The organism is Kitasatospora sp. NPDC001119 (assembly GCF_053598475.1).
Map to the genome: position 1 here is coordinate 200,600 of NZ_JBSFKI010000007.1, position 19,854 is coordinate 220,453.

The 19,854-nt window shown below is 74.4% G+C and carries 24 protein-coding genes and 1 pseudogene; 16 read left to right on the forward strand and 9 right to left on the reverse strand.

The window, feature by feature from the left end; genetic code table 11:
* Nucleotides 1-110: 110 nt before the first annotated feature.
* Nucleotides 111-686 carry a hypothetical protein gene (locus tag ACWDD9_RS11400; protein ID WP_449811445.1) on the forward strand — a complete coding sequence of 192 codons (576 nt, stop codon included), beginning with the start codon at nt 111-113 and terminating at the stop codon, nt 684-686.
* On the forward strand, nt 683-1,072 hold the full coding sequence (locus ACWDD9_RS11405) for a hypothetical protein (RefSeq protein WP_049657058.1): 390 nt from the start codon (nt 683-685) through the stop codon (nt 1,070-1,072). The genes ACWDD9_RS11400 and ACWDD9_RS11405 overlap by 4 nt, the downstream gene beginning before the upstream one ends.
* Nucleotides 1,073-1,115: 43 nt before the next feature.
* On the opposite strand, the gene ACWDD9_RS11410 is transcribed toward ACWDD9_RS11405, so the two are convergent.
* The gene (locus ACWDD9_RS11410; RefSeq protein ID WP_049657061.1) at nt 1,116-1,994 is read right to left on the reverse strand and encodes a helix-turn-helix transcriptional regulator; all 879 of its coding nucleotides are present in this window, start codon (nt 1,992-1,994) and stop codon (nt 1,116-1,118) included.
* 111 nt (nt 1,995-2,105) lie between these two features.
* Between ACWDD9_RS11410 and ACWDD9_RS11415 the strand changes: the two genes are divergently transcribed.
* On the forward strand, nt 2,106-3,635 hold the full coding sequence (locus tag ACWDD9_RS11415; RefSeq protein ID WP_449811446.1) for an MFS transporter: 1,530 nt from the start codon (nt 2,106-2,108) through the stop codon (nt 3,633-3,635).
* Between the two features lie 178 nt (nt 3,636-3,813).
* Here ACWDD9_RS11415 and ACWDD9_RS11420 read toward each other — a convergent pair whose 3' ends face one another.
* On the reverse strand, nt 3,814-4,659 hold the full coding sequence (locus ACWDD9_RS11420; RefSeq protein ID WP_449811447.1) for an alpha/beta fold hydrolase: 846 nt from the start codon (nt 4,657-4,659) through the stop codon (nt 3,814-3,816).
* Between the two features lie 61 nt (nt 4,660-4,720).
* Nucleotides 4,721-5,092, reverse strand: a complete 372-nt coding sequence (locus ACWDD9_RS11425) for a MerR family transcriptional regulator (RefSeq protein ID WP_117487704.1) — start codon at nt 5,090-5,092, stop codon at nt 4,721-4,723.
* 78 nt (nt 5,093-5,170) lie between these two features.
* Between ACWDD9_RS11425 and ACWDD9_RS11430 the strand changes: the two genes are divergently transcribed.
* The 3 genes from ACWDD9_RS11430 to ACWDD9_RS11440 are packed head-to-tail and all read left to right on the forward strand — an operon-like array spanning nt 5,171 to nt 7,150.
* On the forward strand, nt 5,171-6,412 hold the full coding sequence (locus ACWDD9_RS11430; protein WP_387966238.1) for an MFS transporter: 1,242 nt from the start codon (nt 5,171-5,173) through the stop codon (nt 6,410-6,412).
* 31 nt (nt 6,413-6,443) lie between these two features.
* Nucleotides 6,444-6,737: a type II toxin-antitoxin system Phd/YefM family antitoxin gene (locus ACWDD9_RS11435; protein ID WP_387966239.1), complete on the forward strand. Its 294-nt coding sequence runs from the start codon at nt 6,444-6,446 to the stop codon at nt 6,735-6,737.
* Nucleotides 6,734-7,150, forward strand: coding sequence for a type II toxin-antitoxin system VapC family toxin (locus ACWDD9_RS11440; RefSeq protein WP_449811448.1), 417 nt, complete (start codon nt 6,734-6,736; stop codon nt 7,148-7,150). The genes ACWDD9_RS11435 and ACWDD9_RS11440 overlap by 4 nt, the downstream gene beginning before the upstream one ends.
* A 310-nt stretch (nt 7,151-7,460) precedes the next feature.
* On the opposite strand, the gene ACWDD9_RS11445 is transcribed toward ACWDD9_RS11440, so the two are convergent.
* Both ACWDD9_RS11445 and ACWDD9_RS11450 read right to left on the reverse strand, forming a co-directional pair.
* Entirely contained in the window at nt 7,461-8,057 is a 597-nt protein-coding gene (locus tag ACWDD9_RS11445; protein ID WP_387966241.1) for a Clp protease/crotonase-like domain-containing protein, read from the reverse strand.
* A gap of 308 nt (nt 8,058-8,365) precedes the next feature.
* Nucleotides 8,366-8,545 (reverse strand): hypothetical protein, encoded by a 180-nt coding sequence (locus tag ACWDD9_RS11450; RefSeq protein ID WP_375876430.1) that lies wholly within the window; start codon nt 8,543-8,545, stop codon nt 8,366-8,368.
* A gap of 34 nt (nt 8,546-8,579) precedes the next feature.
* Here ACWDD9_RS11450 and ACWDD9_RS11455 point away from each other — a divergent pair.
* Nucleotides 8,580-8,804, forward strand: a pseudogene (locus ACWDD9_RS11455) (phosphatase PAP2 family protein); the annotation flags it as partial.
* A 228-nt stretch (nt 8,805-9,032) separates the two neighbouring features.
* Here the strand turns inward: ACWDD9_RS11455 and ACWDD9_RS11460 are convergent.
* Together ACWDD9_RS11460 and ACWDD9_RS11465 are read right to left on the reverse strand one after the other, a co-directional pair.
* Nucleotides 9,033-9,737 (reverse strand): response regulator, encoded by a 705-nt coding sequence (locus ACWDD9_RS11460; RefSeq protein ID WP_449811449.1) that lies wholly within the window; start codon nt 9,735-9,737, stop codon nt 9,033-9,035.
* A gap of 91 nt (nt 9,738-9,828) precedes the next feature.
* Nucleotides 9,829-11,433 (reverse strand): sensor histidine kinase, encoded by a 1,605-nt coding sequence (locus ACWDD9_RS11465; RefSeq protein WP_449811450.1) that lies wholly within the window; start codon nt 11,431-11,433, stop codon nt 9,829-9,831.
* Nucleotides 11,434-11,598: 165 nt separating this feature from the next.
* Between ACWDD9_RS11465 and ACWDD9_RS11470 the strand changes: the two genes are divergently transcribed.
* The 3 genes from ACWDD9_RS11470 to ACWDD9_RS11480 all read left to right on the forward strand — a co-directional run bounded on the left by ACWDD9_RS11470 (nt 11,599) and on the right by ACWDD9_RS11480 (nt 12,990).
* Nucleotides 11,599-12,093 (forward strand): MarR family winged helix-turn-helix transcriptional regulator, encoded by a 495-nt coding sequence (locus tag ACWDD9_RS11470; protein ID WP_449811451.1) that lies wholly within the window; start codon nt 11,599-11,601, stop codon nt 12,091-12,093.
* Nucleotides 12,090-12,596, forward strand: coding sequence for a MarR family transcriptional regulator (locus ACWDD9_RS11475; RefSeq protein ID WP_449811452.1), 507 nt, complete (start codon nt 12,090-12,092; stop codon nt 12,594-12,596). The genes ACWDD9_RS11470 and ACWDD9_RS11475 overlap by 4 nt, the downstream gene beginning before the upstream one ends.
* Nucleotides 12,597-12,756: 160 nt before the next feature.
* Nucleotides 12,757-12,990: a hypothetical protein gene (locus ACWDD9_RS11480; protein ID WP_049656043.1), complete on the forward strand. Its 234-nt coding sequence runs from the start codon at nt 12,757-12,759 to the stop codon at nt 12,988-12,990.
* A 23-nt stretch (nt 12,991-13,013) separates the two neighbouring features.
* Here ACWDD9_RS11480 and ACWDD9_RS11485 read toward each other — a convergent pair whose 3' ends face one another.
* The gene (locus ACWDD9_RS11485; protein WP_449811499.1) at nt 13,014-14,150 is read right to left on the reverse strand and encodes a serine hydrolase domain-containing protein; all 1,137 of its coding nucleotides are present in this window, start codon (nt 14,148-14,150) and stop codon (nt 13,014-13,016) included.
* Between the two features lie 202 nt (nt 14,151-14,352).
* Entirely contained in the window at nt 14,353-14,799 is a 447-nt protein-coding gene (locus ACWDD9_RS11490) for an Lrp/AsnC family transcriptional regulator (RefSeq protein WP_074000737.1), read from the reverse strand.
* Nucleotides 14,800-14,892: 93 nt separating this feature from the next.
* Here ACWDD9_RS11490 and ACWDD9_RS11495 point away from each other — a divergent pair, with 93 nt between their 5' ends.
* From ACWDD9_RS11495 to ACWDD9_RS11520, 6 genes are all read left to right on the forward strand, one after another.
* A complete protein-coding gene (locus ACWDD9_RS11495) occupies nt 14,893-15,702 on the forward strand; it encodes an LLM class flavin-dependent oxidoreductase (protein ID WP_449811453.1) in 810 nt (269 codons plus the stop codon).
* Entirely contained in the window at nt 15,699-16,136 is a 438-nt protein-coding gene (locus tag ACWDD9_RS11500) for a nucleoside deaminase (RefSeq protein WP_388044025.1), read from the forward strand. The genes ACWDD9_RS11495 and ACWDD9_RS11500 overlap by 4 nt, the downstream gene beginning before the upstream one ends.
* Nucleotides 16,137-16,246: 110 nt before the next feature.
* Nucleotides 16,247-16,882, forward strand: a complete 636-nt coding sequence (locus ACWDD9_RS11505; RefSeq protein WP_449811454.1) for a DUF6939 family protein — start codon at nt 16,247-16,249, stop codon at nt 16,880-16,882.
* A 145-nt stretch (nt 16,883-17,027) separates the two neighbouring features.
* Nucleotides 17,028-17,891 carry an alpha/beta fold hydrolase gene (locus ACWDD9_RS11510; protein WP_449811455.1) on the forward strand — a complete coding sequence of 288 codons (864 nt, stop codon included), beginning with the start codon at nt 17,028-17,030 and terminating at the stop codon, nt 17,889-17,891.
* A gap of 91 nt (nt 17,892-17,982) precedes the next feature.
* Complete coding sequence (locus tag ACWDD9_RS11515) at nt 17,983-18,639, forward strand: hypothetical protein (RefSeq protein WP_449811456.1); 657 nt, start codon at nt 17,983-17,985, stop codon at nt 18,637-18,639.
* 27 nt (nt 18,640-18,666) lie between these two features.
* Nucleotides 18,667-19,776: a threonine aldolase family protein gene (locus tag ACWDD9_RS11520; protein ID WP_449811457.1), complete on the forward strand. Its 1,110-nt coding sequence runs from the start codon at nt 18,667-18,669 to the stop codon at nt 19,774-19,776.
* Nucleotides 19,777-19,854 lie beyond the last annotated feature (78 nt).

The following is a 19,854-nucleotide window of genomic DNA, read 5'->3' on the forward strand; positions in this document are numbered from 1 at the left end:
CACGAGCCGCCATGAAGGGGGGTTCCCGATGGGGGTGTAGCTAGCTACACCCCCGATTCGGTGTGGAGCACCACCGACAGGAGGGGGGTCCGGGCGGAAGGCTTGAGGGCATGACGAGCACTGCATCGCACTCCGCCACTCCGCCGCACGGGCGGCCCGGCCCCGGGAGTGCCGCCGGAGCGGCGGCGGCCCAGGAGGCGCTGCCGGAGCGGGCGCTGCCGACAGGAGCCCTGCCGGAGGAGACGCTGCAGGAAGGGGAGCTGCCGGAGGGCGCGCTGCCCGCCGGGGCCGGCCCCTGGTCGGTCCGCTGCGTCGCGTCCGGCCGCGGCCGCGCCGCACTGGAGCTGTACCAGTACGGGGAGTTGGCCGACGTCCTGGTCGCCGCCCGGCTCACCCCGCACCTGCTGCGCGGGGCCCGGCACTGCCCCTCCGCCGGGCGGAGCCGGCACGTGCTGGCCTGGGGCCGGCTGGCGGCCGACGGCACGGCGCCCGCGGTGGTGTTCACCGGGCGGCGGCCGTTCCGCCGGGTGTGCTCGACGGCCGAGGCGGTCACGGTGGCCGACCGGTTCTGGGTCGCCTGGGCCGAGGGGCCGTTCGACGCCGTGCGGGTCGAGCACACGGCGGGCGGGGCCGCCGAGCGGCTGCCGCTGGAGCGGGTCCGGGAGCGCGGCCGGGGTGCGGCGTGAGCGGCACCTTCGCCCTTGCCCTCGGCCCCGCCCGTTCGTCCGTCCTGCCCGCGCGCTTCGCCCAGGTCCCGGTCCTGGCCGCGGTCGCGCTGCTGCCCTGGCTGGCGGTCCTCGCCGTCTGCCACGAGACCCCGTGGGTCGTGCTCGACCTCACCGAGTTCGCCGCCCTGCTCTCGCTGGACGCGCTGCTGCGCCGCCGCAGCCCCGCCGCGCTGTGGGCGGGCGCGGCGGTGGCCCTGCTGCTCACCGGGGACGCGCTGGCCGACATCGCCTGCGCCGGGCCGGGCCACGCGGTGCTCGCCGCGCTGGTCATGGCCTCCTGCATAGAACTGCCGCTCGCCGTGGTGTGCCTGCGGCTCGGGCGGGACGCGGCGGTACGGGGCTGAGGCACGTCGACGCCGCCCGGCCGACGCGAGCCCGAGGCACTCCCTAGGCCCCGGTGGGCAGGCGGTCCATCAGCGCGCGGGTCTCGTCGTCCAGCGGGGTGTACGTGATCATCCGTGTCCCCAGCTGCGGGCTGAGCCAGAAGTTGGTGTACTCGCAGCGCAGCAGCCCGACGTCCGGCACCTGGAAGCGCTTGATCCCGTTGCCCGGCCGCATCACGTCGTGCCGCTGCCAGACCTCCGCGAAGTCCGGAGAGGCCTTGAGCAGCCGGGCCAGCAACGCCTTCCAGGCCGGCTCCGAGCTGTGGTCGGCCATCGCCGAACGGAACCGGGCCACCATGCCGAGGCGCTCGGTGCGGTAGTCGATCAGCACCTCGCGGAACTGCGAGGGCGTGAACGCCATCCACATCAGGTTCCGGTCCTCGGGAGCCATCCGGTCGAGGTCGCCGACGACCGCGGTGTACTGGGCGTTGTACGCCAGCACCTGGTAGCGGGAGTTGAGCACCACGGCGGGGTACGGCGCCAGCCGCTCCAGCAGCAGCCGCACACTCGGGGTCACCGAGGGGCACTCCTTCACCGGCGCCGGGTCGTCCGTGCCGGCCAGGGTGAACAGGTGGGCGCGCTCGCTCGGGTCCAGCAGCAGCGCCCGGGCCACCGCGTCCAGCACCTGGGCCGACACCTGGATGTCCCGCGCCTGCTCCAGCCACGTGTACCAGGTCACCCCGACCGCGGCGAGCTGGGCGACCTCCTCCCGGCGCAGCCCCGGTGTCCGGCGGCGGCCGGTCATCGGCAGGCCCACCTGCTCGGGCCCGAGGCGCTCGCGACGGCTGCGCAGGAAAGCGGCCAGCTCGTGCCGACGGGCGTCGCCGGGGGCGCTCCGGCGCTGTGCGGCGCTGTGCGCGGCGTCTTGCGCGGCGGGGGTCATCAGGCTCATGCTCCCCAGCATGCGCCAGCCGTAAGCCTGTTGCCAGGTACTTCTTATACCTGGATAACCACACTCTGGTACCAGGGTACGGCGCGGCGGATCGTAGGACCCGTGACCCAACCACTCACCGTCGCCCCCGCATCGAGCCGCGCCGCCACCACCCCGGGCACCGCGGCCGCCCGTACCTCCGGCACCGGGCCGGCCGGCTCCACCGGTCCTACCGGTCCTGCCGGTCCCGCCATCGGCTCCACCGGTCCCGCCGCCACCCTCGGCACCGCCGGACTGGTCACCGTCCTGCTCGGCGCCTTCCTGCCGATGCTCGACTTCTTCATCGTCAACGTCGCCCTGCCCACCATCGACCACGACCTGGCCGCCGGACCCGCCGTCCTGGAACTGGTCGCCGCCGGCTACGGCATCGCCTTCGCCGTCCTGCTCGTCCTCGGCGGACGCCTCGGCGACAGCTACGGCCGCCGCCGGCTCTTCGTCATCGGCGCCGTCGCCTTCGCCCTCACCTCGCTGGCCTGCGGCCTCGCCCCCGGCGCGTGGTCCCTGGTCGCCGCCCGGGCCGCCCAAGGCGCCTCGGCCGCACTGCTGATCCCGCAGGTGCTCGGCACCATCACCGCCGCCACCGAGGGCGCCCGGCGCGGCCGCGCGCTCAGCGTCTACGGCGCCGTCGGCGGGATCTCGGTGGTGATCGGGCAGGTGCTCGGCGGGATGCTGGTCGCCGCCGACCTGTTCGGCACCGGCTGGCGCTCGGTGTTCCTGCTGAACGTGCCGTTCGCGCTGCTCGCCGTGGTGCTCGCGGTCCGCTACGTCCCGGAGAGCCGGTCCACCACGGCCGCCCGGGTCGACGTCCCCGGCACCGTCCTGCTCACCGCCACGCTGCTCTCCCTGCTCGTCCCGCTGATGGAGGGCCGGGCCGCCGGCTGGCCGCTCTGGTCCTGGGTGCTGCTGGCGCTGTTCCCCGTCTTCGCCGTCGCCTTCGGTGTCGTCGAGCGGCGCGCCGAGCGGCGCGGGGACACCCCGCTGGTGCCGCCGTCCCTGCTGCGCATCCCGGAGATGCGGCGCGGCCTCGGCATCGCGCTCCCCTACTTCGCGGGCTTCGGCGGCTTCATGTTCGTCATCGCGGTCGCCCTCCAGCAGGGCCTCAGGCTCGGCCCGATCGCGGCCGGCTGGGCGCTCGTCCCGATGGCCGTCGGCTACTTCTCCGCCTCGCTCGCCGGCCCGCGGCTGATCGGCCGCTGGGGCAGCCGGGTGCTCAGCGCGGGCGCCGTCGTCCAGGCCGCCGGCCTCGCCACCCTCGCCCTGACCGTCCTGGCCGACTGGTCGCACTTCTCCCCGCTGCGGATGGCCCCGGGCGTCGCCCTCGCCGGCATCGGGCAGGGCCTGATCGGCACCCCGCTGTTCCGGGTCGTCCTCGCCAAGGTGCCCGCCGCCCGGGCCGGCGTCGGCAGCGGCGTCCTCGCCACCGGCCAGCAGTCCAGCCTCGCGCTCGGCGTCGCCACCCTCGGCACCCTCTACCTCTCCCTCTCCCCCGTCCTCGGCATGGACCGCGCGCTCGCCCTCTGCCTGGGCATCCAGCTCCTCGGGTCCTTCACCATCCTGTACCTGACCACCCGCCTGCCCCGCTCCATCGGCTGAGCCGTGGCTCCGGGGGCTCCGGGGGCCGGTTCACGGGTTCCGAGCTCCGGACTCCTGCGGCGGTGGACGGCCTCGCGACCGGTACGACCGGTCGCGAGGCCGTCAGCGTTCCCAGGGCCGTCGGCGTTCCCGGCGCCGTCGACGTTCCCGAGGCCATCGGTGTTCCCGGAGCCGGCCCTCAGCGCGGGAGCGCGTCGAGCCAGCGGCCGACCAGGGCGCGGACGGTGTCGGCGGCCTCGACCTGGGGGTTGTGCCCGACCCCGTCGAGGACGGCGGCGGCCATCCGGGGGTAGTGGTCGAGCAGGGCGAGCTGGTCGCGCCAGCCGACCAGGGCGTCCTGCCGGGTGGTGACCAGCAGGTGGCGGCCGCGGTGCCGCGCGGCCCGGTGCTCGGGCCAGTGCGGCAGCAGGAAGTCGGCTTCGAGCTCGGCGGCGGCCGCCCGGTCGTGCGCCTCCCAGCCGGGCCGGACGTACCGCTGGAACAGCTCCCAACTCGGGCCGGTGTGGCGGGCCATGACGTACCGGAACAGGTCGCGGTCGGCCGCCGGGAGCCGGGCGAGGAGGTCCTCGTCGCGTTCGACCACAGACTCCTCCGGCAGGTCGCGGTCGGCACCCCAGCGCACCACCGGCACCAGCAGCGCCGAGCCCAGCACCTGCTCGCCGAAGCGCGCGGTCACCGCCCGGGCCAGCTGGCCGCCGAAGGACTGCCCGACCACGGCGAAGGGCCGCCCGCCGACCTGGGCCTCGATCCACTCGGAGAGCACCTCGGCCAGGGCGGCCGCCGAGGTCGGGCCCGGCAGCCGGGGGCTGGCGCCGTGGCCGGGGAGGTCGACGTAGAGGCGCCGCCAGCCGGGGCGGTCGGCGAAGGCGGGTTCGAGCGGGAGCAGGACGCGGTGGTCGACGGTGTAGCCGTGGATCAGGACGATCGGGGTGCCGTCGCCGAAGGCGGTGTGGTGGATCGCGGGGGCGGTCGCGGCGGTCGTGTCGGTCGCGGCGGCGTGGTTCAGGTCGGTCGTGTCGGTCATGACGGCAGCGTCCAACCCTGACACCCGTGGCAAGGTCAAGCCGTCGAGTTCGGGTGGTGGATCAGGAGAGGCCCTTGACCACGTCCAGGTACTCCCGGATGGCGTCCCGGTTGCGCGTCAGGCACAGGATCCGGCGGGTCATCCGGTCCGTCTCGGACTCCAGGGTGGCGAGCATCTCCGGTGTGGCGTCGGCGAAGTGGATCGTCCGCGGGGCGTCCAGGGTGTCCAGGCAGGGCAGGATCTGCTTGATGATCCGGGTCGGCAGCCCCGCGTCCAGCAGCCCGCGGATCTGCAGCACCCGGTCCACGAGGTACTCGTCGTACGCGCGGTAGCCGTTCGCCTCACGGCGCGGTGTGATCAGCCCCTGCTGCTCGTAGTAGCGCAGCAGGCGCGGAGTGGTCTCCGCCCGCCGGGCGAGCTCGCCGATGCGCATGTGTGACCACCCTCACCCCGGGCCGGCGCCATCCCGGCTGGACCTTGACACGAATGTCAACGATAGACGATCGGGCCCATGCCCACTCCCGAACTCCGCGCCCCCGCACAGCCGGTGACCCCCGCACCGAGGCTGCCCTGGCCCGCACTGCTGGCCATGAGCACCGCCGGATTCGTCACGATCATGACCGAGGCCCTGCCCGCCGGAGTACTGCCCGCGATGAGCGCCGACCTCGGCGTCGGCCAGTCCGCCGCCGGGCAGTCCGTCACCCTCTACGCCGTCGGCTCCATCGCGGCCGCCATCCCGCTGACCGCCGTCACCGGCCGCCTGCCGCGCAAGCGCCTGCTGCTGGTCGCCGTCGGCGGCTTCGCCGCGGCCAACGCCGTCACCGCCGTCTCACCCGACTACCCGCTCACCATGGCCGCCCGGTTCGCGGCCGGCCTGGTCGCGGGACTGCTCTGGGCACTACTGGCCGGGTACGCCCGGGGCATCATCGCGCCGGAACAGCGCGGACGGGCGATGGCCGTCGCCATGGCCGGCTCGACGGTCGCCCTGTCGGTGGGCGTACCCACCGGCACCCTGCTCGCCGGCCTGGTGGGCTGGCGGGTCACCTTCGGGCTGATGAGCGTGATCGCCGTGGCACTGACCGGCTGGATGCTGCTCGCGCTCCCGCCACTGCCCGGCCGCGCCGACCAGGCCCGCGTCCCCGTCCGACGGGTGCTGCGGACGCCGGGCGTGGCCACCGTCCTGGCCGTCACCGCGACCTTCGTGCTCGCCCACAACGTCCTCTACACGTACGTCGCCGCCCTGCTCGCGCCGCTGGGGCTCGACGGCCGGACGGACACCGTCCTGCTCGTCATCGGACTGTCCTCGCTGGTGAGCATCCTCGGCACCGGCGCCCTGATCGACCGGTACCTGCGCCCCCTGACCATCGCCGCCTCCGTCCTCCTCGCGGCCGCGGCCCTGCTCCTCGCCGCCGCCCTGCTCGGCTCGACCGGCCGGCCCGCCTACGCCGCCGCCGCACTCTGGGGCCTCGGCTTCGGCGGCGCCGCCACCCTCCTCCAGACCGCCGTCGCCGACGCGGCCGGCCCGGCCGGGGACATCGCCCAGTCGCTGCTCGTCACCTGCTGGAACCTCGGCATCGCCGTCGGCGGCCTGGCCGGCGGCCTCCTCCTCGACCACGCCGGGCCGACCGCCCTGCCCTGGTCCGCCCTCGTCCTGCTGGCCGCCGCCCTCGCCACCACCATCGGCGGGCGCCGGCACGGGTTCCCGGGGCATGGCGGCACTCGTTCGTGTGAAATCGACGCACATTCCTCGTGATCGCCGCACGCTTGGCTCTACCGTGAGTCGTATGGCAGCCAGAGTCCCCATCCGACAGCTCCAGCAGCACGCCAGCGAGTTGATCGACCGGGTCGCGGCCGGCGAACGCGTGGAGATCACCCGCAACGGGCGGCTGATCGCCGTCCTCGCGCCGCCCGACCCGGAACAGCGGGTGCTGGAGGACCTCGTTCGAGACGGCACGATCGCCCCCGAGAACGCCGCCACCGCGCGTGGCCTGGCCGACTGGACGTTGCCCGAATCCGGCGCCGGGCTCGCGTCGGCCGCCGACGCCCTGCACGCCATGCGGGAGGAGGAAGGCCATTGATCTACCTCGACTCACGCGCGATCCTCAAACTTCTGGTACCTGAGGACGAATCCACCGCACTGCGCACATTCCTCTCCTCGCACGGCTCCGAGGGCCACGCGACCAGCGCGCTGGCCCAGGTCGAGGTGCCGCGCGCGCTGATCCGGGTCGGCGCACCACAGGAGTTGCTGGACGCATCGGTGGACCTGCTCGACCGGCTTCTCCGCATCCGGCTCTCCGAACCCGTCCTCAGGGCCGCCTGCCAGTCCCCCACCCGACACCTCCGCACCCTCGACGCCATCCACCTCGCCACTGCCGAGCACCTCGAGCACGCGCTCACCGCCTTCGTCACCTACGACAAGCGCCTGGCCGACGCAGCCGAGGAGCGAGACCTGCCAGTGGTCGCGCCCGGGCGGCCGACCGACTCCCGGTAAGCGGGCATCCGGGCGCCCTTGGCCACGTCGGCGCCGGACGGTGGCACCGGCGGACGATGACCGGCTCGCTGCCGCGCTTCCACGAAACCAGGCAGTGATACCTGTCGACGTCGTAGCCGCGGTCGGGAACAACCGCTGCGGATGCGCGGAATCGCGTGCGGCAGCGGCGACAGCCGATCCCCTTGGATCCCGGTATGCGACACGAACAGGCTCCCCTGCGGACAGCCCCGGTCGCCCGGCGGCCGACGGCCGGGCTCCGGAGGTCGTCCGGTAACGACCACGGCCGTCTCTTCCCCCGGGGCTTCCTTCCCTACTCTCCCTTCGTCAGGGAGGCGACGAAGCGGTCCAGGCGGGAGGTGACCTGCCGCAGGACGTCGATCGAGCCCAGGGGGTCGTCCGGCAGCTCCAGACCGTGGTCGGCGGCGGGTACTTCCAGGACCTCGTGTCCGGTCGATTCGGCGGTCCGGCGGTCCCACAGCTTGTCGGCGCCGCCGCCGACGAGGAGGGTCGGGGCTTCGGCGCGGGCGAGGGCGCGGGCGACCAGCTCGGAGGTCAGGACGGGGGTCAGCCAGGCTGCGGCGAGGCCGCGGTCGGCGGCGACGCCGCAGGCGAAGGAGGCCAGGGACTTGCCGACGAGCAGGCGGCAGGCGCCGCGCTCGGCGTCGACGGCCTCGGCGACCTGCCGCTCGACCCAGGCGGTCCGGTCCTCCGGCTCGAACGCCCGGAAATCGTCCGGGAGTTGCCACCACAGCTCCTGGACCGTCCAGCCGTGCCGGAGGAGCACCGAGCGGGCGAAGTGGAGGAGGGGCCTGGCGGGCGTGTACCCGACGCCCGGGACGACGAGCGCGACGCGGTCGGGGGCTCCGTCGAAGCGGGTGGGGACGGCGAGCGGGGAGGGATCCGGCATGGGCGCAGGGTACGTGGCCGACCGCTGTGACGTGATGTCAACCCTGACCATCGTCAGGGGCATTGCTTGACTTTCGGGTCGGGTGCCAAGGGGGTCTCGGCCTCTACCGTCCGGACCATGACGTACACGGGCAGGAATTCGAGGCAGACCGGCGCCGCCAGGCCCAGGGCCAAGCCCAGGGTGAGGCCCAGGCCCGTCCTCGCCGTGGCCCTGCTCTGCGCGGGGGCCGGGGTGGTGGCGTGGCTGGCGCCGGAGCGGGGTGGCGGGGCGGGGCCGGTGCGGGTGTCGGCCGGGTGGTCGGCCGGCGGCTACCGGCGGGTGGCGGAGGCCGTCGGCGAGGCCCCGCACGCGATGGCCTCGCTGCTGGAGCCGGCCACCGAGGTCGGGCTGCTGGTGCTGGGTCTCCTGCTGGCGTTCTGCTGGTGGACGGCCCGGGCCCGGCGGGCCACCGGGGTGGTCGCGGCGGTGGCGCTGGTCGGGCTGGGCACGGTGCTGGCCTACGGGGCGAGCGAGGTGCTGAAGGTGGTCCTCGACGAGGAGCGGCCCTGCCGGGCGCTCACCGGGCTGCCGGGCACGGCGGTCGCCGCGTGTCCGCCGCCGGGCGACTGGTCCTTCCCCAGCAACCACGCCACCCTGGCGGTCGCGCTGGCCACGGGGCTGGTGCTGCTGCGCCCGCACTGGGCGGTGCTGGTCATACCCGTCGGCGGCGCCACGGCAGCGCTGAGGGTGGCGGCCGGGGTGCACTACCCGCATGACGTGATCGCCGGTGCCGCGCTTGGCGGCACGGTCACGGCGGCGGCGGTCCTCGCCCTGCGGCCGGCGGCCACCACTGCCGTGACGGCGCTGGCCGGGGTGCCGGTCCTCGGGCGGCTGCTGTCGGCGCCGCCGATACCGTCGGCCCCGGGCTCGGGCTCGGGCTCCAGCTCAGGCGCGGGTTCCGGCTCCGACTCCGGCACCGCCCCGGGCGCGGCAGCCTCAGTCCCGTGGACCGCCCGCGCAGGTCGCGCCGAGGGTCAGTCCGGCCTCGTGCGCGAGGACGGCGGCGGCCGCCCGGTTGGCCACGCCCAACCGGGCCAGGATGGAGCTCACATGGGCCTTCACGGTGCCTTCCACCACCCCCAGCCGACGGGCGATCTGACCGTTGGACAGCCCGGCGGCGATCAGCGTCAGCACGTCCCGTTCCCGGGCGGTCAGGGCGGCCACCTGCTCCCGGGCGCCGGCACGCCGGTCGGCGGGGCCGCCGGCCCCGGTGGCGGCCAGGTGGGCGACCACCCGGGCGGCCACTTTGGGTGACAGGTAGGCCGCCCCTCCGGCCACCGCGTGCACCCCGGCGAGCAGTTCCTCGGGCTCGCCGGACTTGATCAGGAAGCCGTTCGCGCCGCCGCTGAGCGCGCGCAGGATGTAGTCGTCCTCACCGAAGGTGGTCAGCATGAGTACTCCGGTGGCCAGGCCGTTCCGGCGGATCTCGGCGGCGGCCGTGATGCCGTCCGTCCCGGGCATCCGGATGTCCAGTACGGCGACGTCCGGCCGGTGGCGCCGGACCAGTTCGACGGCCTCCCGGCCGTCCCCGGCCTCGGCGACGATCTCGATGCCCGGGTCGGTGGCGAGCACCGCGCGCAGTCCCGCGCGGATCATGGGCTCGTCGTCGGCGAGCAGCACCCGGATCGGTGCGGTGGTCATCGGCGGCTCCTGTCGGTCGCTCGGTACGGAGGTGGTGGGGAAAGGGAGTTGCGGCGGGAGCGTGGGAGGTGGAAGGCCGGAAGACAGGGCTTCAGGAGACGAGCACGTCCCGCGAGACCAGCCGGGAGTCCTGGAAGCAGAGCCGGTAGGCATCGCCGGCCCGGTCCACGAACAGCTGGGCGGTGATGGCGTAGTACACGCACGAGACCCCTTCCCCCGGCGGCGGCGCGGGCGTCGCCGGCCCGCTCGGCGGGCGGTACGGCAGCCGGTGGCCCGGCAGCAGACGCTCGACGGAGGCCTGGTCCTGCCCCATCTGGAGGGCGGCGTAGACCTCCGGGTCCAGCACCGACAGGCTGACCACGTAGAGCGTCCATACTCGCAGCGCCACGGTCAGCAGTACGGCCGTCCCCAGCGGGACGAGCACCACGGCGGCCAGCGTACGGCCCACCCTGCGCCGCGCCCGTCGCAGCTCGCGCACCGGCGACGACGGGGCGGCGGGCGGCAGCGGGACGGGCCCGGCGGCGCGGCGCGGCAGAGTGGCCTCGACCTCGAACCCGCCGTCCGGGCGGGCGCCGTGGGCGAAGGTGCCGCCCGCGAGCCGGACCCGCTCGGCCAGCCCGACCAGGCCGCGGCCACCGGTGGGCGGCACGGCAGGCGTCGAGGCGGACCTTCCGGCGGGTGCGGCGGACGTCCCGACGAACGCTCCGGTGAACGTTCCGGTGGGCGTTGCGCCGCGCGGGGTTGACGCAGGTGCCGAGCCCGTCGCCCGGGCGACGGTGAGCGCGGGCGCAGGTGCGGGCATGGGCGCGGATGCGGGTACGGGCGCAGGTCCGGGCACGGGCACGGCCGCGGGCACAGGCCCGGGGCCGTTGGCCACCCGGAGGCGGGCGCCGTCGGCCGAGTACGCCACCTCCACGGTGACGGCCGCTCGTGGTGCGTGCTTGGCGGCGTTGGTCAGCGCCTCCTGCACCACCCGGTACGCGGCGTGCTCGGTGGCGCGCGTGAGTCCGTCCGGCTCACCGGTGATCTCCGAGCGGACGTCCAGGCCGGCGGCGGCCGCCTCGGCGACCAGGTGCGGGATGTCCGAGTCGGCCGGTCCGTGGGCCGCGCGGGCGGCGGCGCCGCTCTCGTCCCCGTCGCGCAGGATGCCGATCACCTCGCCGAGCCGGTCGACGGCGGCGGCCGCGCCCGCCCGGATCTCCTGGACGGCCTCCCGGTGGGGCGGGGCCAGGTCGGGGGCGAGCTTGAGGGCCCCGGCGCGCAGGGCGATCAGGCTGAGGTCGTGGCCGAGGGCGTCGTGCATGTCCTGGGCGATCCGGGCCCGTTCGCGCAGTCGGGCCTGCTCGGCGACGAGTTGCTGCTCGCGCTCCAGCCGCTCGGCCCGCTCCCACCCGGCGCGCACGAGTTCCTGCGACTGCCGCCAGAACCGGCCCAGCAGCCAGGGGCCCATCCCGGTGCTCACGGCGAGCGCGACGAACCGCAGCCCCAGGACGATCCAGGAGGGCACCGCCCCGACCACCAGCACCCCGGCCGCGACCAGCACGGCGAACACCACCGCCGCCGGCCGCACCCGTTCCATCCGCAGCCCGGCCAGGAAGGAGAACCCGATCGCCGGCAGCGCCCACCAGAGGCTCGTGACACCGAGCCCGATACACACCGACGCCACCACGGGCAGCGCCGCCCCACTCATCCGCATGCCCACGACCCTACGAGGGCCGCCGCCGCACCGGATCTGTCGAAAGTCATGCCCGAGGCGCTCCGCCCGGCACCCCGAGCCCCATTCCCCGGGCCCGGCCCCGGCCCCGGCCCCGGCCTTGAAAAATAGTAGCCATGGACATAGTAGCTATGTACTGTATCCGCCGTGAGTTCAACAGCTGAGGGCGCCACCGCGGGATTCCTGGTCTGGCGCCTGTCGATGAAGTGGCGGGTGGCGGTCGACCGGGCGGTCGCACCGCTGGGCCTGACGCACGCCCAGTACGCGGTGCTGGCCTCCCTGTACGGCATGTCGCGCTCCGGGCTGCGCCCCAGCCAGCGCCGCCTCGCCGACCACACGGGCCTAGAAGCGCTCTACGTCTCCAAGCTCGCCCGCGCCCTGGAGGCCGCCGGGCTGGTGGCCCGCACCCGGGACCCGGACGACCCGCGCGCCATGCAGCTGTCGCTCACCGAGCAGGGCAGCGACGTCACCCGCCGCGCGATCACGGTGGTCCAGGGCCTCCTGGACCAGCTGCTGGCGCCACTCGGCGGCCAGGACAGCCCCCGCGCCAGGGAGTTCACCCGCGAACTGGCCGTCCTGCTCGACGCACCTCTGGATCCGCCGCACGCCGAGACCGTCGAGAACGCCGAGGAGCCGTCATGACCACCGCCGCCGCGCCCGACACCGCCACCAACACCGCCGCCACGGCCAACGCCGCACCGGCCACGGCCCCCACCGCCGTCAACGGCCGGGTCATCGCTCTGGCCCACTACGCGGCGCGCGCCCTCCTGGAGGACGTGCTGGACCGCCACGGAGCGACCTTCCACCAGAGCGTGACGCTCCGGGTCGTCACGGTCGCGGGCGGCTCCATCGCCCGGGACGCGCTCGTCCGCGACGTCACCGGGTCGCTGAAGGCCGAGGAGTCGGTCGTCCACGGCGTGATCGGGGAACTGACCTCCGCCGGGCTGCTCTCGCAGGACCCGGCGGAGGCGTCCCGGCTGCACCTCACGGCGGCCGGCCGCGAACTCTACGAGCGCACCACCGCCGAGGCCGCCGGGATCACCGCCCGCCTGTACGCCGGCATCCCGGCCGAGGACCTCGCCATCGCGGGCCGCGTCCTGACGCTGGTCACGGAGCGCGCGAACGCCGAACAGGCCCGCCCCTGACGCCCCGTACGGTCGCCGGAACAGTCGGCCGTCGCGACGGTCTGCCGTCCCGACCGCCCGACTGTTCCGGCTGTTCCAGCTGTTCCGACGACTCGGGTGAGACCGCCCTACGCCCGTGAGATAAAGGTTGGACGCATTCGAACGGGGGGAAGGTGACGGCATGGTCTTCGTCACGGTGTTCCTGGTCGCGCTCGTCGGCGCCATCGTCGGTGCCACGGCCTTCCTGGTACTCCGGGAACGCGCGCGGCGGCACCAGTCCGACAACGCCGAGGGAATGCTGATCGAACAGCACCGGACGGCTCACGCCACGCGCATGCGGGCGACGTACTCCAGCGTGTCCGTCCACCACGGGAACGGTGTGATCGGCGACGAGGGGAACCACCACCGCTCCTGACCACTCACGGCCCGGTCACGACCTCAGCGGCACAGGGCGGCGTCGACGACGCCTTCGAGGTGCCGGGTGACGGCGTAGTCGGCCGGGATGGTGGTCATCGCGATGTTCACGGCACGGCCGTCGTCGGTGGCGCCGCCCCGGGTCTCGTAGCCCGGGATGTCGCCGCCGTGCCCCCAGTAGACCCCGCCGCAGGTGAGCGTCCGGCTGAAGATGCCCAGTCCGGCGGCCATGCCGTCGCCGACCGGGACGGTGGTGCGCATCTGGGCGAGTTGGGCCGCGGGCAGCAGGCGGTCCGGGACCAGCAGTTCGGTGAAGAAGCGGTTGAGGTCCGAGTTGGTGGAGATCATCTGCCCGGCCGCCCAGGCCGCCGACGGGTCCAGCTCCGTGAAGTCGGCCAGCGGCGCGTCTGCGGAATCCCTGCGGTAGCCCTTGGGGTGGGCCTCCCGGATCGTCCGGTCGCCCACGGCCGGGAAGTAGGTGTGCCGCAGCCCGACGCGCCGGATGATCCGCCGGTCGATCTCCTCGGCGATCGGCCGGCCGGTCACCCGCTGGACGATCAGGCCGGCCAGCACGTAGTTGGTGCTGCTGTAGCCGAACTTCTCCCCGGGCGCGAAGGCGGGCTTCTGCCCGAGGGCCATGTCCAGCAGCTCCCGGGGCTCGAAGTACCGGGTCCGCAGGGCGGTTTCCTCCAGCAGCCCCTCGTAGTCGGGCAGTCCGCTGGTGTGCTGGAGCAGCTGCCGGACGGTGATGCCGTGCCCGTCGATGCCCTCGCCGCGGACCAGGCCGGGGAGGTACGTGTCGACGGAGGCGTCGAGGTCGACCTTCCCCTCCCCGACCAGCTGGAGCACGACGACGGCGGTGAAGGTCTTGGTGTTGCTGCCGATCCGCACCTGCCCGTCGACGGGGACCTTGGCGCCGGTGGCCAGGTCCCCCACCCCCGCGGTGTAGTCGCGGGTCCGGCCCCGCCCGTCCCGGACGGTCGCGAGCGCGGCGGGTATCCCGTCCGTCCGCACCAGCGCGTTCAGTCCCTGCTGCACGGCGTCCGAGGAGGCCGCGGCCGACGTGGCCGGCGCGGCCGCCGGTGCCGCCATGGCGGACGGTGCCGACGCCCCGACGGCCGCGACGGCCCCGGCGGTCGAGAGCGTGAGGGCGAGTGCCATGTGGCGGATGCGCGAACGACGCACGGGTCAACTCCTGTGGAATCGTGGGGGGTAGGAAACCCCCGGTCACGATCGCCAGTCTGTCCGCGCGACGGCCGGCCGACCTCCCCCGATCGAGGGAGCACCTTTCCCTCCCGACTCCCCTCCGACTCCTCTCCGGCTCTCCTCCGACATCAGGGCCGAGTCCGACGCCCCTCCGACATCAGGGCCGAGCGGGCCCGCGCAGCGGCAGCGTCCGGCTGTAGACGACGCTCGTCGTGGTGCTGCCGAAGCCGGCCAGCTCGTCCACCAGGGTCTCCAGGTGCTCCATGGAGGTCGCCGCCACTTTGAGGGTGTAGCAGTCGTCGCCAGTGGTCCGCAGGCACTCCAGGACCTCCCGCCGCTCGGCGAGCAGTCGCCGCAGCGGCTCGTGCCGGTTGCCCGGGTACTTCAGTCGGACGACGGCGAGCACCGGGTAGCCGACCTTCGCCAGGTCCACCGTCGCGTGGTAGCCGGTGATGACGCCCAGCGACTCCAGGTTCCGCACCCGTTCCGTGGTCGCCGACGGGCTGAGGGACACCCGCCGCCCCAGCTCGCTGAGCGAGATGCGGGCCTCCTGTTGCAGCTGCTCGATGATCGCCCAGTCGGTGTCGTCAAGATTCACGGCCATGGCGCGAATCTACCGGGAAATCCCCGGCGATCCGCAGGTGACAGAGGGAGGATGCCGTTCCGTCCGCCATGATCACGGGGATAGCCTCGATCCATGCAACTTGGCGTCAACGTACCGAACTTCGGCCCCGGGACCGACCCCGGCGTGCTGCGCGAGTGGGCCCGGACCGCGGAGGGCCTCGGCTTCGACCTCCTCATGGTGTCGGACCACGTCGCGGTGACCCCGGACGTGGCCGAGCGGTACCCGGAGCCGTTCTACGAGCCGTTCACCACGCTGTCCTGGCTCGCCGGGACCGCCCCCGGCCTGCGGCTGGGCACGACCGTCCTCGTCCTGCCCTACCGGCACCCGCTGCTGGTGGCGCGGACGGCGAGCACCCTCGACCGGCTCAGCGGCGGCCGGTTCGTCCTGGGCGTGGGGATCGGCTGGGCGCGCCGGGAGTTCGAGGCCCTCGGCGTGCCGTTCGGCGTCCGCGGCAGACTGACCGACGAGTACCTGGCCACGCTGCGCGACACCTGGGCGGGCGAACCGGGCCACCGGCCGGTACCGGTGTGGGTCGGCGGCCACAGCGAGGCGGCGCTGCGCCGGGCGGTCCGGTTCGGCGACGCCTGGCACCCGCTGCGGCTCCCTGTCGCCCGGATGCGGTCGGTCCTGGCCGAGCACCCGGTGCCGGGGTTCGCCCCCCGCATCGCCCTGCGGCTGACCACCGCGCCGGTCGACGACCCCGAACGGCCCGCCGGCATCGGCACCCTCGACCAGGTCCTCGACGACCTGCGCCAGTTGCGCGACCTCGGGGCCGAGACCGTCGTGTTCGACCCCTACCACGGCGATCCGGAGGACACCCGCCGCCCGCGGCAGGCCTGGCGGACCCTCACCACCGTCGCCACCCACTGGAGGACCGCATGATCACCGAAGCCGACGAGGCCCTGCTGCGCCGCGCCATCGCCCTCGCCGCCCACGCGGTCGCCCTCGGCGACGCCCCGTACGGCTCGCTGCTGGCCGGCCCGGACGGCGAGGTCCTCGCCGAGGCCCACAACACCGTCCGGCGCGACGACGACATCACGGCCCACCCCGAACTGAAGCTCGCCCGCTGGGCCGCCCGCGAACTCACCCCGGACACCGCCGCGCGCACCACGATGTACACCAGCTGCCAGCCCTGCGGCATGTGCGAAGGGGGCATCCTCCGCTCCGGCATCGGCCGGGTCGTGTACGCGCTCGCCACCGAGCAACTCGTCGAGCTCAACCCCGACTCGGGCGCCTGGCCGGCGGTGCCGACGGACGGCCCCGCCCTGCCCGAGGAGGCCCGGGCCCCGGTCGCGGCCTACTACCGGCGCACCTGACCACCGGCCCCCGCGCCGGATCCGCTCCCGTCCGCCCGCACTCCGGCGAGGAATGTCAGTGGCACCGGGGACACTCGGTGGCCCGCGCCGTCGAGCAGGAGAGCCCGCACATGCCGATCCACATCGCCGGCCGTCGCCGTACGGCGGCCGCACTGACCGCCGCGTTCCCCGGCGCGGAGATCATCGACGTCACCTCCAGGGCGCCGGACCCGTGGGTGCGGCTGAGCCCGTTCTACCCGCACGGCGGCATCCCGGTCCCCTACGGCGACGGCGCGACCAGCCAGTCCGTGGAGGGGATCTGGCAGGCCCTCAAGGTCTTCCGGGACGCCGATGTCGACCCCGCCAAGCTGCACGTCACCTCGATGAAGGGCCTCAAGCGGACGGTGCGCCGCTTCGGCCCCGTCCAGGGCCACCGGACCGGCCTGCACGGCGACCGGCTCCTGTCCTACGAGACGGCCCGCCGCCGGATCTACCTGCCGGCCTACCGGTGGGTCCTCGAACACCGCGCCGCCGACCTGGTCGAGCGGCTCCGGGAGAAGGGCGAGGTCGTGCTCCTGGACTACACCACCAACGGCGACGTCGCCGACCCCAGCAGCCCGCTCTCCCACGCCGCGCTCGTCCGGCTGTACGCGGAGGGTCGCTGGCCCGCCGAGGACGGCACGGACCCGCACCCCGAGCAACCCCGGGGCGGGCGGTGGAGCACCGAAGCCGTGCCGCCGAAGGGTGGGCTGATGATCATTCACTGAGTAGGGTGAATCACCGGACCGTGGGCAGCCGTTCGCACGCCGCCCTCGCGCGTCCGCAGGTGACCGCCGGCGCCTGCCACGCACGAAGCAGTCCCCGCGGCCGGCCCAGTGCGCCGCAGGGGACCGGAAAGTGAGCAGTAGACAGATGCAACCCACCTTCGTCCTGGTCCACGGGGCTTTCGCGAACTCCTTCTCCTTCGCGCCGCTCCAGGCCGAACTCGGCCTCCTCGGACACCGTTCCGTCGCCGTCGACCTCCCTGGCCACGGCTTCGCCGCGACGTACCCCCGGTCCTACCAGGCGCCGCAGGACCTCGAAGGGCTCGCCGCCGCCCCCGGGGCCATCAAGGGCGTCACGCTCGCCGACAACGTCGCGCACCTCGTCGGGATACTGGAGCGGGCCAAGCGGAACGGGCCCGTCGTCCTCGTCTCCCACAGCCGCGGCGGCCTGACGGCCACGGCCGCGGCCAACCAGCGGCCCGACCTGGTCGACCGCATCGTCTACGTCTCCGCCTGGTGCCCCGTCGACCTCGACGTCAACGCCTACTACGCCGAGCCCGAGATGGCCACGGCCGACGCCGCGGGGCTGATGGCGGCGCTGGTCGGGAACCCGGCCGAACTCGGCCTGCTGCGCATCAACTTCCGCACCGCCGACCCCGGCGTCCTCGCCTCCTTCAAGGCGTCCTTCCTCGCCGACGGCACGGACGACGAGTTCATGCTCTTCCTCAACACCTTCCAGCCCGACGAGAACCTCGACACCGGCACCCCCGACGACCGGGCCCGGCCCGACACCTGGGGGCGGATCCCCAAGTCGTACGTCCGGCTGGCCGAGGACGCCGGCATCCCGCTCGCCATGCAGGACCGCATGATCCGCGAGGGCGACGCGCTGACCCCGGAGAACCCCTTCGACGTCCACACGCTCCCCGGCAGCCACCTGAAGTGGCTGGTCGACCCGGCGCCGGCGGCCCGGCTCCTGGAGGACATCGCCGCGCTGCTGCCCGCCGCGTCCTGACCGGAGCCGGAGGCCGTCCGCCGCGTCGATCCCGGCGTGGGCGGACGGCCTCGCGGCCCCGACCCGCTCCGGCCCCACCCCGAGGAGGACGATGAACCCCGACGGCCCGCGGAACATCCTGGAGGTCGGCTCTCCCACCTCCGCCGCCCACCCGCCGTACGACGGGGTCCGCGCCACCGACCCGGTCCGCCTGGTCCCCTACGGCTGGGTGCGGCAGACCAGGCCCGGCGGCACCGTCTCGGCCGTCCTCGGCACCTGGCAGGAGGGCGCCGGCCGGGTCGAGCTGACCGTGCTCCCCGACGGCACCGCCGAGGGCCGGGTCACCGGCCGGGCCGCCGTCCCGCGCCCGTCCCGCCCGCCGTTCCTGCCCGGCTGGTCCGGCGCCGACGACACCGGGCGTCCGACCGACACCTCCCCCACCCTCCTCAACGACCCGACGCCCGCCTTCCTGGTCCAACTCGCCTTCCCCGAGGCGTGGTTCTGGGTCACGACGGGCGAGGACCTGGAGTCGGTCTACTGCCTCTCCGTCCCCGGCGCCTCCGCCCAGATCCAGGACGACACCTACGGCTGGACGGTCCACCAGGGCGGCCGACCCGCCCTCTGGGACGAGATCGAGCAGCTCCTCGCCGCCTGGCAGGAGGCCGGGCGCCCCGACCTCACCGCCGTCCGGCTCCGCGTCACGGCGGACACCCAGACGGCGTGGGTACCCGGACACCCCGCCCTGCGGTGGGAAAAGCGGTTGGTCTGACCGCGCCACCGGGCTGACAATCGCCGGATGACCGACGACCAGAGTGAGTTCCACCGGCGCCGCGCTGCCCGCATGACCTGCGAGCGCTTCCTCTCCACCGACCGCGTCCTCAGCATCCGCGAACGCCTCGCCCAACTCTCCGCCCTGGACGATCTGGACGTCCTCCCCGACTTCTACGGCAGCGGCGGGCCGGTGCGGCAGCTGGAGGAGCGGACCGCCGCACTGCTCGGACAAGAGGACGCGGTCTTCTTCCCCACCGGGACGATGGCCCAGCAGGTCGCCCTCCGCTACCACGCCGAACGCACCGGCAACCCGGCCGTGGCGCTGCACCCGCTCAGCCACATCGAGCGGCACGAGCGGCACGCCTACACCCAGCTCACCGGCCTGCGCGGCCTCTGGCCCACCACCGAACAGCGCCAGCCGACCCCCGGGGAACTCCACGCGGTCGGCGAGCCCTTCGGCACCCTCGTCGTCGAACTCCCGCTGCGCGACCCCGGCTACCTCCTCCCCACCTGGGACGAGCTGACCGCCCTCGTCGCCGCGGCCCGCGAGACCGGCGCCCGGGTGCACTTCGACGGCGCCCGGCTCTGGAACACCACGGTCCACTTCGACAAGGGGCTCGACGAGATCGCCGCCCTCGCCGACAGCGTCTACGTGTCCTACTACAAGGACCTCGGCGGCATCAGCGGCGCCGCCCTCGCCGGCGACAAGGCCCTCACCGCCTACGCCCGCACCTGGCGCCACCGCTACGGCGGCCAGCTCTCCCAGCAGTGGCCGGCCGCCCTCGCCGCCCTCCACGGCCTGGACACCGCCCTCCCCCGCATCCCCGCCCACATCCACCACGCCGCCACCGCCCTCACCCCGGCCCTGGCCGCCCTCCCCGGCGCCCGCCTGTACCCCGAGGTGCCGCCCACCCACGAGTACCAACTCTGGCTCCCCCACCCGGCCGAGGCCCTCAACGCCGCCCACCTGGCACTGGCCGAGGAGGAGGGCATCTGGTTCGTCTCCCACTGGGAGGACGCCGCCCCCGGCCTCGCCATGGCCGAAGTCAGCCTCGGCGAACCGGCCCTGGGATGGACGGCGGACGAGGTGACGGAGGTCGGCCTGCGCTTCCTGGACATGGCCGCCAAGGCCTGACCGGGGAAGACTCGCCGGGTCACCACCCCGAGGGTGATTCACCGCGAAACGGTTCGCGGCACCCACCCCTTCATGTCA

Excerpts from the sequence above, each read along its gene's own strand:
- ACWDD9_RS11475 (WP_449811452.1), top strand. The coding sequence starts at position 12,090 with ATGACCACCGCCGCCGCGCCCGACACCGCCACCAACACCGCCGCCACG.
- ACWDD9_RS11480 (WP_049656043.1), top strand. The coding sequence starts at position 12,757 with ATGGTCTTCGTCACGGTGTTCCTGGTCGCGCTCGTCGGCGCCATCGTC.
- ACWDD9_RS11435 (WP_387966239.1), top strand. The coding sequence starts at position 6,444 with ATGGCAGCCAGAGTCCCCATCCGACAGCTCCAGCAGCACGCCAGCGAG.
- ACWDD9_RS11500 (WP_388044025.1), top strand. The coding sequence starts at position 15,699 with ATGATCACCGAAGCCGACGAGGCCCTGCTGCGCCGCGCCATCGCCCTC.
- ACWDD9_RS11515 (WP_449811456.1), top strand. The coding sequence starts at position 17,983 with ATGAACCCCGACGGCCCGCGGAACATCCTGGAGGTCGGCTCTCCCACC.
- ACWDD9_RS11495 (WP_449811453.1), top strand. The coding sequence starts at position 14,893 with ATGCAACTTGGCGTCAACGTACCGAACTTCGGCCCCGGGACCGACCCC.
- ACWDD9_RS11520 (WP_449811457.1), top strand. The coding sequence starts at position 18,667 with ATGACCGACGACCAGAGTGAGTTCCACCGGCGCCGCGCTGCCCGCATG.
- ACWDD9_RS11445 (WP_387966241.1), bottom strand. The coding sequence starts at position 8,057 with ATGCCGGATCCCTCCCCGCTCGCCGTCCCCACCCGCTTCGACGGAGCC.
- ACWDD9_RS11430 (WP_387966238.1), top strand. The coding sequence starts at position 5,171 with ATGCCCACTCCCGAACTCCGCGCCCCCGCACAGCCGGTGACCCCCGCA.
- ACWDD9_RS11505 (WP_449811454.1), top strand. The coding sequence starts at position 16,247 with ATGCCGATCCACATCGCCGGCCGTCGCCGTACGGCGGCCGCACTGACC.
- ACWDD9_RS11460 (WP_449811449.1), bottom strand. The coding sequence starts at position 9,737 with ATGACCACCGCACCGATCCGGGTGCTGCTCGCCGACGACGAGCCCATG.
- ACWDD9_RS11400 (WP_449811445.1), top strand. The coding sequence starts at position 111 with ATGACGAGCACTGCATCGCACTCCGCCACTCCGCCGCACGGGCGGCCC.
- ACWDD9_RS11490 (WP_074000737.1), bottom strand. The coding sequence starts at position 14,799 with ATGGCCGTGAATCTTGACGACACCGACTGGGCGATCATCGAGCAGCTG.
- ACWDD9_RS11510 (WP_449811455.1), top strand. The coding sequence starts at position 17,028 with ATGCAACCCACCTTCGTCCTGGTCCACGGGGCTTTCGCGAACTCCTTC.
- ACWDD9_RS11420 (WP_449811447.1), bottom strand. The coding sequence starts at position 4,659 with ATGACCGACACGACCGACCTGAACCACGCCGCCGCGACCGACACGACC.
- ACWDD9_RS11485 (WP_449811499.1), bottom strand. The coding sequence starts at position 14,150 with ATGGCACTCGCCCTCACGCTCTCGACCGCCGGGGCCGTCGCGGCCGTC.
- ACWDD9_RS11465 (WP_449811450.1), bottom strand. The coding sequence starts at position 11,433 with ATGCGGATGAGTGGGGCGGCGCTGCCCGTGGTGGCGTCGGTGTGTATC.
- ACWDD9_RS11410 (WP_049657061.1), bottom strand. The coding sequence starts at position 1,994 with ATGACCCCCGCCGCGCAAGACGCCGCGCACAGCGCCGCACAGCGCCGG.
- ACWDD9_RS11425 (WP_117487704.1), bottom strand. The coding sequence starts at position 5,092 with ATGCGCATCGGCGAGCTCGCCCGGCGGGCGGAGACCACTCCGCGCCTG.